The sequence below is a fragment of the Streptomyces sp. NBC_00461 genome, assembly GCF_036013935.1.
In the GTDB taxonomy this organism is placed as follows: domain Bacteria; phylum Actinomycetota; class Actinomycetes; order Streptomycetales; family Streptomycetaceae; genus Streptomyces.
The window spans coordinates 7,994,790-8,007,606 of record NZ_CP107902.1 but is presented as its reverse complement, the minus strand read 5'-3'; the positions used below and the strand labels follow the sequence as shown (position 1 = coordinate 8,007,606).

The window sequence follows — 12,817 nt, the reverse complement described above, 5'->3', positions numbered from 1 at the left end:
CCGGATACGGGGTGTTTTCTTGGAGAAGAAGATCACACCCCGTCAACATTCCTCGGTCTCCGACTCGGCTTCCTGGCTTGCCCAGTTGTGGCCCGCGACCGGTACCATCCCGGGAAAGCCGCCGTCCCCCGTTACAGCGCGGCATCATCCGCTACGAAGGTCATCCATGCCCCACAGCCAAACCTCTGCACCACGCGACAGCCTGGCAGGCGTACGTCTTGCGCGCGGAGCATCGCCGTGGCTTCTCCCGACCGTCGCCACCGCAGCCCTCAGCCTGGCCCGTGCGCGCCGCTCCGGCGCCGCCAAGGCCGTGGCCGTGCCCGCCACCGCGCTCGCGGCGGGCATGCTGTGGTTCTTCCGCGACCCCGAGCGCGAGATCGCCCAGGGCCGGGTCATCTCGCCCGCCGACGGTGTGGTGCAGAGCATCATGCCGTGGAAGGACGGCCGCACCCGCGTCGCGATCTTCATGAGCCCGCTCAACGTCCACGTCAACCGCGCGCCGCTCTCGGGGACGGTGACGTCCGTCGAGCACATCCCCGGCGGGTTCGTTCCGGCCTTCAACAAGGAGAGCGAGAACAACGAGCGCGTAGTCTGGCATTTCGACACCGAACTCGGCGACATCGAGATGATCCAGATCGCCGGCGCCGTGGCCCGCCGCATCGTCCCCTACATCCCGCAGGGCACGAAGGTGGAGCAGGGTGACCGCATCGGGCTGATCCGCTTCGGCTCGCGCGTCGACATCTACCTGCCCGAGGGCGTGGAGGTCGCGGTCGAGGTCGGTCAGAAGACCGTGGCTGGGGTGACTCGCATTGACCGTGATTGATCCTGAGACTCAGGCGGGCTGGGTGCCCGAGGCCGACGAGGTGGACGAAGAGGAGGAGATGCCCCTCTCTCTCCGCCTCTCAATAGCGGACACCCTCACCCTCGGCAACGCGACGTGCGGCTTCATGGCGGTGTACTTCACCACCACCGGGATCCTGATCCCGCACCTCACGGGCGACCAGGAGACCGGCATGGCCCGCCACAGTGCGGCCACCGCGGTGATCCTGATGCTGTGCGCGGCGGTCTTCGACCTGTTCGACGGACTGGTGGCACGCAAGCTCCGCTCCTCCCCCATGGGCGCGGAACTGGACAACCTCTCGGACCTGATCAGCTTCGGCCTGGCGCCGGCGTACTTCGTCCTCGTGTACGGCATGGTCGCGGACGACGCGCACCAGAGAGTGGCTGCGGTCGGGGCAATCGTGGTGCTCCTGGCCGTCGTACTGCGCCTGGCGCGCTTCTCGTGCGTGACCGTCCCGAACGGCATGTTCCAGGGCATGCCCTCGCCGTTCGGTGCCCTGACGGTCGTCTCGATCGTCCTGCTGGAACTGCCCTTCGTGGCGACGCTGCTGGCGATTCTGGGCACGGCCTGGCTGATGGTGAGCCGGGTCGAGTACCCGAAGCCGCGCGGTCGCCTCGCGGTGGCGATGCTGTCCTGGATCGTCGTGTCGATGGGCCTGCTGGCGGCCTGGGCCTTCGACGCCCCCAGCGGGCAGCTGCTCCTTCAGACGGGTTGCGCGCTGCAGCTGGTCACGGGCGCGGTGATCCCCCTGTTCGCCACGGCTCGCCGGGTGAACAACTTCCGCGACAACCGTCGTGAGGCGCGGGCGGCTCAGCCGTAGCACTGCGTTGGCTTGGGCCCCGGACCCGGTTGGGTTCGGGGCCCTTCGCTTTTCGAGCGCCCGGCGTTTCGCCGACCGTCCCTGGGGGCTGTGCCCCCCAGACCCCCCATCGGCCTTCGGCCTCGTCCTCAAACGCCGGACGGGCTGAATCTTCAGCCCTCCGGCGTTTGAGGAGCGGGGGTCCGGGGGCGGAGCCCCTGGGTAGGAGCGGCGGGGGCGGGAGAAGCCCGGCCTCAGTTCAGGAAGTCCCGCGCGATCTGTTCCGCCACCCGCTCCAGGATCGGCCCCGCGTCCGAGATGCACTTCGCCACATCCGGCTCGACCGACGTCAACGGGTACGCCCGACGGATCCCTGCCCGCCCCAACGCCTCCGGCAGCAGCGCGAGCCGACCGCACACCGCGACGACCTCCTTGTCCGCGGCGCGCGCGGCAGCGGCGACTCCCGCGGGGGCCTTGCCGTGCAGGGTCTGCTCGTCCAGGGAGCCCTCGCCCGTGATCACCAGTTCCGCCCACTCCAGTGCCGGCGCGAAGCCGAGCACTTCGAGCATCACCTCGATACCGGGACGGAATCGGGCCCCGAGGAGGAGGGCGCCGTAGCCGATGCCGCCCGCAGCGCCCGCGCCCGGCGACGCGGCGTTCTCCGCCGCCTTCGCGCCGACCGCTTCCTCCAGGACCTTCGCGTAGTGCGCGAGGGCCGCGTCCAGGGCCGACACGTCGTCCGGGGAGGCGCCCTTCTGCGGGCCGTAGACGGCCGGCGCGCCCTTCGGACCGGTCAGCGGGTTGTCGACGTCGCTCGCCAGTACCAGCTCGACGGAGCCGAGGCGCGGGTCCAGGCCCGACAGGTCGGCGGAGGCGAGCTCGCTCAGACCGCCGCCGCCCGGGGGAACCGGCTCCCCGTCCGCGTCCAGGAACCGCGCGCCGAGCGCGGACAGCATTCCGGCGCCGCCATCGGTGGTCGCACTGCCGCCGACCCCGAAGACGACGGTCCGCGCGCCCGCGTCCAGCGCGGCGCGCAGCAGTTCCCCTGAGCCGTACGTGGACGCCGTGAGGGGTGCGAAGACGCCGGCCGGCAGCCGCTGCAGACCGCTCGCCTCCGCCATCTCCACGACCGCCGTGCCGCCGCGCAGCGCGAACGCCGCCGTCACCTCGTGTCCGAGCGGTCCCGCGACCCGCACCTCGCGCCGCTCGAAGCCGGCCGCGACCGCCGCGTCCACCGTTCCGTCGCCGCCGTCGGCCACGGGCAGGGCCTCCACCTGCGCGTCCGGTACGACGTTGCGCAGCCCGGCGGTCACCCGCTCGGCGACCTGCACGGCCGTCAGCGACCCCTTGAACTTGTCCGCGGCGATGAGCACGCGCTGTGTCACCTGTTTCCCCTTGCTCTCCGGGCCTCACGCATGTCAAGGCCAGTCGCGCCGCTGTGACCTTAACCGTAGGACGCCCTCGCCGCCATGCACCGACCGGAGCCTGGGACGCCACAGGGCGCCTGCCGTGCACCCTTGTGAAACCCCGCGCAGGCGACGCCGGAATTGGGTAGACCGGAGCTATGACCCCTGTGGGCACAGAGCCAGAGCTCGCCGACCGCGTCCTCGGGGGCTGGCTGGGCCGGATCGCGGGCAACATGCTCGGCAAGCCGGTCGAGCAGGGCGACCTGTGGACGCGGGACCGCATCGACCGCTACCTGCGGCAGGCCGCCGCCCTGCCCCTGACCGACTACCTCCCCGAGCCCGCCGACGAGAGCGACGGCTTCGAGCTGCGCCCCGAGTGGCGCCAGTGCGTGCGCGGCCGTATCCACGGCAGCTGCCGCGACGACGACGTCGACTACGCGATCCTCGGCCTGGACCTCCTGGAGACCCACGGCTTCACTTTCAGTACCGAACAGGTCGGCGACCTGTGGCTGCTGAGGCTGCCGTACCGGCAGACCTTCACCGCGGAGCGGGCCACGTACCGCAACCTCGCCAACGGGCTCAAGCCGCCGCTGACGGCCACGTACGACAACCCGTACCAGGAGTGGATCGGCGCCCTGATCCGCGCCGACATCTTCGGCTGGACCTGCCCGGGGCTCCCGCGCCGCGCCGCCTCCCTGGCCCGCCGGGACGCCGTGCTGTCCCACACCGGCAACGGCGTGTACGGCGCGATGTGGGCGGCGGCGCTGATCGCGGCCGCCTTCACGGCACCGACGGTGCGGCACGCGGTGGACCAGGCGCTGGCCGTCATCCCGGCCGGCTGCCGGCTCGCCCGGACCGTTCGCCGGGTCGTCTCGCTCCATGACACCCGGATGACGTGGGAGGACACGCTCACCACGGTCGCCGAGGAGACCGCGGGGCTCGGCTGGATCCACACCATCCCGAACGCCGCGGTCCTCACCGCCGGGCTGCTGTACGGCGACGGCGACTTCACCCGCACCATCACCCTCACCGTCCGAGGCGGCCTGGACACCGACTCCAACGGCGCGACCGCGGGCTCGGTGGCCGGCGTACTGACCGGCGCGGACGCGATCCCGGCGCAGTGGACCCAGCCGCTGGAGGACACCGTCCGCAGCGCGGTGTTCGGCTTCGACGGCGCACGGATCAGCGAGCTGGCGGAGCGGACGGTACAGCTCGCGGAGGCCGAGCCCTAGGGTCTGTCGGGACAGTGGCGTCGTCGCCCGGAGCGCGGCCGCGCGGCGTCCGGTGCGTGCTCTTGGTCCCCCCGGCCGGAGGCTGCGGGGAGTGCCGTCCGGAAGCCCTCGTACGGGGGTACCGCCCACGCCCTTGAGGCAGTGGCTTGAGGCAGCGGGGGAGCGTGCCGGGCGTCGCGCGGCAGACGCCACTTCACAACGGACCCCAGCGGCCCGAGCCGGCGGGGCATCGGTGCAGGCTGGTTACCCTTCCTGGATGACCACCACTCCAGACTTCGCCACGTACATCGCCGGACTCCCCCGCATCCTCGCCGGGGCCGCCGCCCTCTTCCGCGACGCCGAGGGCCGGGTGCTGCTCGTCGAGCCCAACTACCGTGAGGGCTGGGCCCTTCCGGGCGGCACGATCGAGTCCGACGACGGCGAGACCCCGCGCCAGGGTGCCCGTCGCGAGACCTTGGAGGAGATCGGGCTCGACCGCGAACTGGGCCGACTGCTCGCGGTGGACTGGGTGTACAAGCCGAGCTGGCCGCCGCTCGTGGCGTATCTGTACGACGGCGGAGTGCTGAGCGAGGACGACCTCAAGGCGATCCGCCTCCAGGAGGAGGAACTGCTCTCCTGGCGCCTCGTCCCCCGCGAGGAACTCGCCGACCACCTGCTGGGCACGCTCGGCCCGCGGGTTCTGGTCGCGTTGGACGTCCTGGCGGAGGGCTCGGGGACGGCCGAGCTGGAGAACGGCCGTCGGGTGGCATGACCGGCGCGGGCTCGGCCCACTCAGCCCTCGGGCTCGCGGGGCTTGACGTCCACGTCGCGCAGCGCGTCGTCCCGTGCCGCGACCCGCGCCTCGGTGCGGTGGCCGCGCTCGATGTAGTCACGGACGACTAGCTCGATGGCGTCCTGGGAGTTGCCGGCACCCGCGAGAACCATCACTTCCACGACGAGTTCGGCATCGAGCGAGACGGTGACCTTGGCCATGGCGCGACGCTAGCACCCGAAGGCGCGCACGAATATCCATTCGCCCGGCTCGCACCGCCGCCCTACCCTCGGCGCCATGGCCAAGCCCCTTGTCGCCCTCCTCACCGGGGCGGGTATCTCGACCGACTCCGGCATCCCCGACTACCGCGGTCCCAACGGGCTGTGGCGCGAGGATCCCGAGGCCGAGAAGCTGGTGACGTACGAGTACTACATGGGCGACCGGGAGATCCGGAGCCGCTCGTGGCAGATGCGCGTGAAGACTCACGCGCTCAAGGCCGAGCCGAACGGCGCGCACCGGGCCGTGGCGGAGCTGGAGAGGTCCGGGGTGCCCGTGCGGGTGATCACGCAGAACGTGGACGGGCTGCATCAGCTCGCCGGGATGCCCGCCCGCAAGGTGCTCGAACTGCACGGCTCCGCACGGAGTTTCGTGTGCACCGGGTGTGCCGTTCGGGGGGCGATGCAGGACGCGCTCGCGCGGGTAGAGGCCGGGGAGGCGGATCCGCCGTGCCGGGAGTGCGGGGGGATCCTCAAACCGGCGACCGTGATGTTCGGCGAGCGGCTCGATCCGATGGTGCTGGGTGAGGCGCTCGCCATCAGCAAGGCCTGCCAGGTGTTCATCGCCGTCGGCAGCAGCCTGCAGGTACAGCCCGCCGCCGGGCTCGCCGGCGTCGCCGCCGACCACGGCGCCCGGCTCGTCATCGTCAACGCCGAGCCGACGCCGTACGACGAACAGGCCGAGGAGGTCGTCCGCGAGCCCATCGGCACCGCGCTGCCGAAGCTGCTGCGCCAACTCGGCGGGGCGCACCCCTGAGGGCCTGTCCGGCGGATCAGGTCGGCGGCGGCAGGCGGTGTGCAGCTGCAAGGCGGAGGAACCGTGTCGATCAGGGGCTGCCGCGGCGGGCGACGCGGAGCGTCGGCGACCGACGACAACGCCGCTGGGGGTCCCCCACGCCGTCAGGGCAGTGAGGAAGTGCGTGCCAGGGCCCGCGACGCCGAGCTGATCCGCCGGGCAGGGACGGGCTCTAGGAGCGGATCCCGTCGCAGGAGATGTGCAGATGCCGAGGCCCGCGCAGCACGGCGTTCTGCCGGTACGGGGGCGGGTCCTCCAGCAGACGTGGGTTTTCCAGCCTCCGGGCCAGTTCCGACAGGGCGAACTGGGTCTCCAGCCGGGCGAGTGGTGCGCCGAAGCAGCTGTGGATGCCGCTGCCCAGGCCGAGGTGCTGGATGTCCCGGCGGTCCGGGTCGAAGCGGTCCGGGTCCTCGAAGCGCTGGGGGTCACGGTTGCCGGACGCCAGAACCAGCCAGAGGGAGGCGCCCTTGGGGATGGTGACCCCGCGGAGCTCGATGTCGGCCAGGGTGGTGCGCTGTGGCACCAGTTGCACCGGCGGCTCGAAGCGCAGCAGCTCCTCGACGAGCGGCACCGCCAGCCGCGAGTCCTCGCGCAGCCGCTGCAGGACGTCGGGATGGCGCAGCAGGGTCAGCATTCCGTTGGTGATGAGATTGACGGTGGTCTCGTGCCCCGCGATCAGCAGAAGCGCGGCGGTGCTGAGCAGTTCCATCGTGGTCATCGGGCCGTCCTCGCCCTTGGCCGTGGCCAGTTGGGAGAGCATGTCGTCGCCGGGATTCTTGCGGCGTTCCTCGATCAGGCCGGCCAGGTACATGCCCAACTGCATCCGGGCGTCGTGGGAACCCTTGCCCCGCTCGGTGGGATCCGCGTCCGGGTCGGGGTCCAGGCTCGCTGCGAGGGTGTCCGCCCAGGTGTGGAAGCGCGCCTCGTCCTCGCGTGGCACCCCGAGCAGCCGGCAGATCACCGTTACCGGGAAGGGGTACGAGAACTGCTCCACCAGGTCGATCCGGCCCGGGTCGCCGATGCCGTCGATGAGGCCGGAGACGATGTCGTGGAGCTCTCCACGCATCCCGTCGACCCGGTGGGGGGAGTGCGGCGGGCCGAAGGGCCGGTTCGTCATACGTCGCAGCCGGTCGTGTTCCGGTGGGTCGAGCCGCAGGAACCCGGGCGGCAGCGCGCTCTCCTCCCCGGCCGGCTCGGCCAGCGGGTCGCGGGCGGTCGAGCCCAGATTGCGGGCGTCGGAGCTGATCCGGGGATCGTGCAGGAGGCTGCGGATCTCGTAGTAGGTGCTGATGACGTACGGTCCGCCGTCCTCGTGGTGTACCGGCGTCTTCCGCAGCTGTTCGTAGATCGGGTACGGGTTGGCGCGGTTGGCGTAGTCCAGGATCTGGTGCAGCAAGGATTGCGTCATGGCGAGTCCTCGTGGCCGAACGGGTCAGTGCGCGGGGGTGAACGTCATCCGGCGGTCGGCCGGCGCGTATCCGCCGACGGTCACGGTGGGACCGTGGGTGGGGACCGAAGGGTCGGGGAAGTCGGCGTCGACCGGCCGCTGTCCGTCCGAGCGCCGGTCGACCGTGGGGAACGCCGGCGGGAACGGCGCAGTGGTCTCGATCAGCTCCTGGTAGAACGGCAGCCAGCGGGCATGGTCGAAGGCGACCGCGCCGATGACGCGCCCCTGGTACCCGTAGACGCCGATGAACCGGTGACTGTCGAGTGCGCCCTGCGAGATGGTGATCTCCGTCCCCAGCGACGGCACCCCGACCGACTTGATGTTGACTCCGAACTGCGAGGACCAGAAAGCCGGCACCTCCATGTGGGGGATGCGCTCGGTGCTCTCGCTGATCATGTTGTGCGCCGCGATCCGTGCCTGGGAGACGGCGTTGCCCCAGTGCTCCAAAGACAGGAACTGGTAGCCGAACAGGGGGTGCGGGCAGCGTGCGACGTCGCCCGCCGCGTAGATGTCGTCGGTGACGATTCCGCGGATGTCGAAGGCGCGGCAGCCGGCGTCGCAGGCGATGCCGCGGGGGCCCGCCCCGAGGCCGGATCCGGCGAGCCATTCGGTGTTGCGGGTGGCGCCGAGCGAGACGATCACCACGTCGGTCTCCACGGTGGAACCGTCGGACAGATGCGCGGCGCGCACTCGTCCCGAGGCGTCGCCCTCCAGAGCTGTCACCATGACCCCGCACCGCAGGTCCACACCGTGTTCGCGCTGCATCCGGGCGGCGACCGCGCCGACCACCCCGCCGAGAGCGCCGACCAGGGGCGCCGCGCCGCGCTCGGCGACGGTGACGGGAAGGCCGCGTTCGCGGCAGGCGGAGGCGATCTCCGAGCCGGTGAACCCGGCCCCGATGACGAGGACCCGCTTGGGTCCCGCTGCGAGCCGCCGGGCGAGCGCGGCACCGTCGTCGCGACCCCGCAGCACGAGAACGCCGTCGAGTTCCGCCTCGGCCGCGCGCGGCCACGGTCGCGCCCGCACCCCCGTGGCGATCAGCAGCCGGTCGTACGGCACCTCGTCGCCGTCGGCCAGCCGCACCAGCCTGGCGGCCATCTCCAGGCCGGTGGCCGGAACGCCGAGCCGCCAGGTCGCGTCGACGGATCGGAGCCTGGGCAGTGCGGTGCGGTCGGCGCCGGCCCTGCCCAGCAGCACCTGCTTGGAGAGCGGGGGCCGGTCGTACGGTTCGTGGGGCTCGTCGCCGATCATGGTCAGGGAGCCCGCGAAGCCCTCGGCCCGCAGGGTTTCGGCAGCGCGCAGCCCGGCCAGTGAGGCTCCTACGACGACGATGCGGCCCTCGCGTTTGAGCCGTTCCAGGGATCCGTCACCGAGCACCGGACACCGCCTCGGCCGGTACGTCCACGGCATCGACGAGGATGGCCTGGACCGGGCAGGCCGCGACGGCCTGGGCCAGCTTCGCGCGCTGTGCCTCGTCGGCGTCCGGGTCGTACAGCAGCGCCTCCTCGCCGTGCATGGCGAAGATCTCGGGCGCGAGGAACGCGCACTGCGCATACCCCTGACAGCGGTTCAGGTCGACGGCAATCCTCACCACGGGATCGGTCCTCTCCAACGGCCCGGTCGGCCCCCTGCGATCACCCTCGGTGGCCGGACGGGATGCGGCGACGAGAAGCAGACCGTTCGGGTGAGCGGTGCGGTCGGCTCACGTCGATGTGGCGGGCCGTGGCCGGGCGGGACGCCGGCCCCACAGGATGTTCAGGCTGAGGAGCAACGCCCAGGCCGGGAAGACCAGTTCGGACCAGGGCACACTCGCTCCCACCATGAGCAGCGTGAGGCCGGCCAGATAGCCGAGCGCGATGAGCGGGCGCGGGAGGGCACCGCGTCGGCGGCCGATGGTCGAAGTCGTGATGATGAACACCGCCGCCATCCGCATCGCGTACGTGGTCAGCAGGGCGTAGGCGAAGTGCCGGCCGAACGGAGGGTGCTGCTGACTCTCGGCGAGCACGGTTCCGGCCGCCGCGGCAGCGCCGAACAGGGTGGCGACGAAGACCAGGCCGCTGCCCAGGAACACGGTGGCGAAGAACCGGTCCTCGCCCTCGCCGGCCTGCTCGCGCAGGGCGCCCATGAACCAGAGGAAGGCGATCCCGGCGAACGGGAGCAGCGCCAGCGCCGTCCGCACGGCGCTGCGCTGTCCGGCGTCGACGGCTGCGTCGCCGCCGCCGCTGGGCAGTGCGATGCGCATCAGGACGATCGCCGCGGCCATCAGGATCGCGAACACCACCCCGGCCACCCCGGCGGCCCAGGGTGTCGCGAGGTGCTCGTGCTTTGGCTCCATGGTCTCCCGCTTTCCGCCTGGTCCTCCTTGGTACAGAGACCAGCGATCCGGGGACTCGCGCCACCGGGGTCACTCGGGAGGAAGACCGCGGTGCGCCATACGGGCCATGGCCACTGGTCGGATCGGACCGCCACTGCCGATGAGCCGGCAGTCCGACGCCGTACGACGAACAGGCCGACGAAGTCATACGCGAGCCCATCGGCACCACGCTGCCCGCACTGCTGAGCACGCTCAGCAGCTAGAACAGGGCCGTTCCGCTCTCGAAGTCCAGCAGGCGCTGCTTGCGGTCCAGGCCGCCGCCGTAGCCCGTGAGGCTGCCGTTGGCGCCGACGACGCGGTGGCAGGGGACGATGATGCCGATCGGGTTCTTGCCGTTGGCGAGGCCGACGGCACGGGAGGCGGACGGATTGCCAAGGGCTTCGGCGAGTTCGCCGTAGGAGCGGGTCTCGCCGTAGGGGATGCGCTGGAGCTGGGCCCAGACCGTGCGCTGGAACGGCGTTCCGTTCAGGCGGAGCTTCAGCGTGAAGGTCTTCAACTCGCCTGCGAAATAGGCCTGCAGTTGCTCCTCGATCTCGCCGAAGAGCGTGTCGTCGTGTGCGCCGAACGTCTCCTGCGGTGGGCGGTGGCGTTGTCCGGTCATGTAGAGGCCGCTCAGGACACCGTCGTCCGCCACGAGGGTGAGGGGGCCGTACGGGCTGTCGATCACGGTGTGCTGCTTGGTGGGGCCGGTGCTCATGGTGAAGGTCCCTACGTCCTTATACCGGGAGGAAGTTGATCGGGTGGCTGTCGGTCGCCCACAGGTACTGGACCGCGTACGCCCGCCAGGGGCGCCAGGCCGCCGCGCGGGCGGTGAGGGCCGCCGGAGTGGACGGGAGGCCCAACTCCTGTGCCGCGCGGCGGATTCCGAGGTCTGTCGGCAGGAAGGCGTCGGGGTCGCCGAGGGCGCGCATGGCGATGACGTCGACGGTCCAGGGGCCGAAGCCGGGCAGGGCGAGGAGTCGGGTGCGGGTTTCGGACCAGTCGCTCTCCGGGCCCAAGTGGAGTGTTCTGTCGGCGAGTTGGCGTACGAGGGTGGTGAACGTGGTGCGGCGGGTGCGGGGCATCGCCAGGGAATCGGGGTCGAGTGCGGCGAGTGCCTCGGGGGTGGGGAAGAGGTGGGTGAGGCCGCCGCCCGGGTCGTCCAGGGGGTCGCCGTACGTCGTGACCAGACGGGACGCGTGCGTTCGGGCGGCCGCCGTGGAGACCTGCTGGCCGAGCACGGCACGTACGGCGAACTCCGCCTCGTCGACCGTGCGCGGTACGCGTCGGCCAGGCGCCTTGTCCACCAGCGGGGCGAGCAGCGGATCCGTGCGGAGCTGGTCGTCGATGGCGACCGGGTCGGCGTCCAGGTCGAGCATGCGGCGGCAGCGGCTGATGGCGACGGGCAGGTCGCGCAGGTCGCTGAGGACGAGCCGGCAGGCGATGTGGTCGGGCTTGGGGGCCAGGGTCGCGATGCCGTGGCCGTAGGGCAGGCGGAGGGTGCGGCGGTAGGCGCCGTCCCGCCACTCCTCCACGCCGGGTACGGCGGTCGCCGCGAGGTGGCCGAAGAGGTTGTCGGGGTTGAGCGGGGTGCGGAAGGGCAGGCGGAGGGTGAGCGCGCCCGGGGTGGCGGCCTGTGTCTTCTTCTTCGGCAGCCGGGCCCGCAGTTCGCTCGGGGCCAGGGCGAAGACCTCGCGCACGGTGTCGTTGAAGGTGCGGATCGAGGAGAAGCCGGCCGCGAAGGCGATCTCCGCCATGGGCAGGGTGGTCGTCTCGATCAACAGGCGGGCTGTCTGGGCGCGTTGGGCGCGGGCCAGCGCCAGGGGGCCGGCGCCGAGTTCGGCGAGGAGCTGGCGTTCGATCTGCCGGGTGCTGTAGCCGAGGCGGGTGGCGAGGCCGGGTACGCCGTCGCGGTCCACGACGCCGTCGGCGATCAGGCGCATCGCCCGGGCCACGAGGTCGGCGCGCTGGTTCCATTCCGGGGAGCCCGGGCTGGTGTCGGGGCGGCATCGCTTGCAGGCCCGGAAGCCGGCCTGCTGACAGGCGGCCGCGCTCGGGTAGAAGGTCATGTTCTCTTGCTTGGGGGGTACGACAGGGCAACTGGGCCGGCAGTAGATGCGGGTCGTCAGGACCGCCGTGAAGAACCACCCGTCGAAGCGGGCGTCCTTGGACTGGACGGCGCGTACACAGCGCTCTCGGTCGGTGTGCATCCCGTTCTGCATGTGTCCAGCATCGGCGATGGGGCGAGTGGGGGCTGGCGAGAATCCGACATCAACCTCGCGTGTACTGGACCGGTCCGGATCACTCGGCCTCACCTCGTCACGGGTCGGCGCCCGGGACTCATGCCGCCCCCCGCCCCGCCGCCTCCTGCTGTGCGGCCAGTGACCAGATCACGAACACGTCGATCGCCATCATGACGACGGACCAGAGCGGGGCGTACGGAAGGAACAGGAACTGGGAGATCAGGCTGAGCGAGGCGAGGAGGATGCCGGCGAAGCGGGCCCAGGCCATGCCCTTGAGCACGCCCAAGCCGGTGACCGCCACCAGGGCGCCCACGATGACGTGGATCCAGCCCCAGCCGGTGAGGTCGAGCTCGTACACGTAGTCGCCGATGCGGCCGTAGACGTCGTCGCCGGCGATCGCCGCGATGCCCTGGAGGACGGCGAGGACGCCGCCGCACAGCATCAGCACACCGGCGAACACGGCACCGCCGGTCATCCAGCTGTGGCCCTGGTCCCCAGGAGGGCGCTGGGGGGCCGCGGTCCAGGCTCGGCCGATCTCGCCGTGCGGGTCTCCGGACGGCTGGGCTGCGTGCTGGCTCATGGGCGGTGGTCCCTTCGGCGGCGCCGCTGTCGGCTGAGTCCGAGCCTTCAAGCAGCGTGGGTGGGGCGCCATCCCGAGTGCGTCGACCGGGTGA

At 71.5% G+C, this 12,817-nt stretch carries 14 protein-coding genes and 1 pseudogene; 6 read left to right on the top strand and 9 right to left on the bottom strand.

What is annotated here, in order from left to right; genetic code table 11:
* Positions 1–166: 166 nt before the first annotated feature.
* Both OG870_RS37100 and pssA read left to right on the top strand, forming a co-directional pair.
* Complete coding sequence (locus OG870_RS37100; protein ID WP_266525839.1) at positions 167–823, top strand: phosphatidylserine decarboxylase; 657 nt, start codon at positions 167–169, stop codon at positions 821–823.
* A gap of 22 nt (positions 824–845) precedes the next feature.
* The gene (pssA, locus tag OG870_RS37095) at positions 846–1,661 is read left to right on the top strand and encodes a CDP-diacylglycerol--serine O-phosphatidyltransferase (RefSeq protein ID WP_266525837.1); all 816 of its coding nucleotides are present in this window, start codon (positions 846–848) and stop codon (positions 1,659–1,661) included.
* A gap of 233 nt (positions 1,662–1,894) precedes the next feature.
* On the opposite strand, the gene OG870_RS37090 is transcribed toward pssA, so the two are convergent.
* Positions 1,895–3,013, bottom strand: coding sequence for a glycerate kinase (locus OG870_RS37090; RefSeq protein ID WP_266525835.1), 1,119 nt, complete (start codon positions 3,011–3,013; stop codon positions 1,895–1,897).
* Positions 3,014–3,204: 191 nt separating this feature from the next.
* Between OG870_RS37090 and OG870_RS37085 the strand changes: the two genes are divergently transcribed.
* Both OG870_RS37085 and OG870_RS37080 read left to right on the top strand, forming a co-directional pair.
* Positions 3,205–4,278, top strand: coding sequence for an ADP-ribosylglycohydrolase family protein (locus OG870_RS37085; RefSeq protein ID WP_266525082.1), 1,074 nt, complete (start codon positions 3,205–3,207; stop codon positions 4,276–4,278).
* A 256-nt stretch (positions 4,279–4,534) separates the two neighbouring features.
* Positions 4,535–5,029, top strand: a complete 495-nt coding sequence (locus OG870_RS37080; protein ID WP_266525080.1) for an NUDIX domain-containing protein — start codon at positions 4,535–4,537, stop codon at positions 5,027–5,029.
* Positions 5,030–5,049: 20 nt separating this feature from the next.
* On the opposite strand, the gene OG870_RS37075 is transcribed toward OG870_RS37080, so the two are convergent.
* Entirely contained in the window at positions 5,050–5,250 is a 201-nt protein-coding gene (locus OG870_RS37075) for a DUF2191 domain-containing protein (RefSeq protein ID WP_266591198.1), read from the bottom strand.
* Positions 5,251–5,326: 76 nt separating this feature from the next.
* Here OG870_RS37075 and OG870_RS37070 point away from each other — a divergent pair, with 76 nt between their 5' ends.
* Entirely contained in the window at positions 5,327–6,061 is a 735-nt protein-coding gene (locus OG870_RS37070) for an SIR2 family NAD-dependent protein deacylase (RefSeq protein ID WP_266591196.1), read from the top strand.
* 211 nt (positions 6,062–6,272) lie between these two features.
* On the opposite strand, the gene OG870_RS37065 is transcribed toward OG870_RS37070, so the two are convergent.
* From OG870_RS37065 to OG870_RS37050, 4 genes are all read right to left on the bottom strand, one after another.
* Positions 6,273–7,508 (bottom strand): cytochrome P450, encoded by a 1,236-nt coding sequence (locus tag OG870_RS37065; RefSeq protein WP_266591194.1) that lies wholly within the window; start codon positions 7,506–7,508, stop codon positions 6,273–6,275.
* 24 nt (positions 7,509–7,532) lie between these two features.
* Positions 7,533–8,957 (bottom strand): NAD(P)/FAD-dependent oxidoreductase, encoded by a 1,425-nt coding sequence (locus tag OG870_RS37060; protein ID WP_405625448.1) that lies wholly within the window; start codon positions 8,955–8,957, stop codon positions 7,533–7,535.
* The gene (locus OG870_RS37055; RefSeq protein WP_266525833.1) at positions 8,914–9,138 is read right to left on the bottom strand and encodes a ferredoxin; all 225 of its coding nucleotides are present in this window, start codon (positions 9,136–9,138) and stop codon (positions 8,914–8,916) included. The genes OG870_RS37060 and OG870_RS37055 overlap by 44 nt, the downstream gene beginning before the upstream one ends.
* A gap of 111 nt (positions 9,139–9,249) precedes the next feature.
* Entirely contained in the window at positions 9,250–9,882 is a 633-nt protein-coding gene (locus OG870_RS37050; RefSeq protein ID WP_266525071.1) for a hypothetical protein, read from the bottom strand.
* Between the two features lie 152 nt (positions 9,883–10,034).
* Here OG870_RS37050 and OG870_RS37045 point away from each other — a divergent pair.
* Positions 10,035–10,124: pseudogene (locus OG870_RS37045) on the top strand (NAD-dependent deacetylase); the annotation flags it as partial.
* Here OG870_RS37045 and OG870_RS37040 read toward each other — a convergent pair.
* From OG870_RS37040 to OG870_RS37030, 3 genes are all read right to left on the bottom strand, one after another.
* Entirely contained in the window at positions 10,121–10,618 is a 498-nt protein-coding gene (locus OG870_RS37040; RefSeq protein ID WP_266591192.1) for a methylated-DNA--[protein]-cysteine S-methyltransferase, read from the bottom strand. The pseudogene OG870_RS37045 and the gene OG870_RS37040 overlap by 4 nt on opposite strands.
* A 19-nt stretch (positions 10,619–10,637) precedes the next feature.
* The gene (locus OG870_RS37035; protein WP_323178149.1) at positions 10,638–12,122 is read right to left on the bottom strand and encodes an AlkA N-terminal domain-containing protein; all 1,485 of its coding nucleotides are present in this window, start codon (positions 12,120–12,122) and stop codon (positions 10,638–10,640) included.
* Between the two features lie 118 nt (positions 12,123–12,240).
* Positions 12,241–12,723: a DUF7144 family membrane protein gene (locus OG870_RS37030; RefSeq protein WP_266525067.1), complete on the bottom strand. Its 483-nt coding sequence runs from the start codon at positions 12,721–12,723 to the stop codon at positions 12,241–12,243.
* Positions 12,724–12,817 lie beyond the last annotated feature (94 nt).

Coding starts and splice junctions, on each gene's coding strand:
- OG870_RS37100 (WP_266525839.1), top strand. CDS start 167: ATGCCCCACAGCCAAACCTCTGCACCACGCGACAGCCTGGCAGGCGTA.
- OG870_RS37085 (WP_266525082.1), top strand. CDS start 3,205: ATGACCCCTGTGGGCACAGAGCCAGAGCTCGCCGACCGCGTCCTCGGG.
- OG870_RS37080 (WP_266525080.1), top strand. CDS start 4,535: ATGACCACCACTCCAGACTTCGCCACGTACATCGCCGGACTCCCCCGC.
- OG870_RS37075 (WP_266591198.1), bottom strand. CDS start 5,250: ATGGCCAAGGTCACCGTCTCGCTCGATGCCGAACTCGTCGTGGAAGTG.
- OG870_RS37070 (WP_266591196.1), top strand. CDS start 5,327: ATGGCCAAGCCCCTTGTCGCCCTCCTCACCGGGGCGGGTATCTCGACC.
- OG870_RS37065 (WP_266591194.1), bottom strand. CDS start 7,508: ATGACGCAATCCTTGCTGCACCAGATCCTGGACTACGCCAACCGCGCC.
- OG870_RS37060 (WP_405625448.1), bottom strand. CDS start 8,957: ATGCCGTGGACGTACCGGCCGAGGCGGTGTCCGGTGCTCGGTGACGGA.
- OG870_RS37050 (WP_266525071.1), bottom strand. CDS start 9,882: ATGGAGCCAAAGCACGAGCACCTCGCGACACCCTGGGCCGCCGGGGTG.
- OG870_RS37040 (WP_266591192.1), bottom strand. CDS start 10,618: ATGAGCACCGGCCCCACCAAGCAGCACACCGTGATCGACAGCCCGTAC.
- OG870_RS37035 (WP_323178149.1), bottom strand. CDS start 12,122: ATGCAGAACGGGATGCACACCGACCGAGAGCGCTGTGTACGCGCCGTC.
- OG870_RS37030 (WP_266525067.1), bottom strand. CDS start 12,723: ATGAGCCAGCACGCAGCCCAGCCGTCCGGAGACCCGCACGGCGAGATC.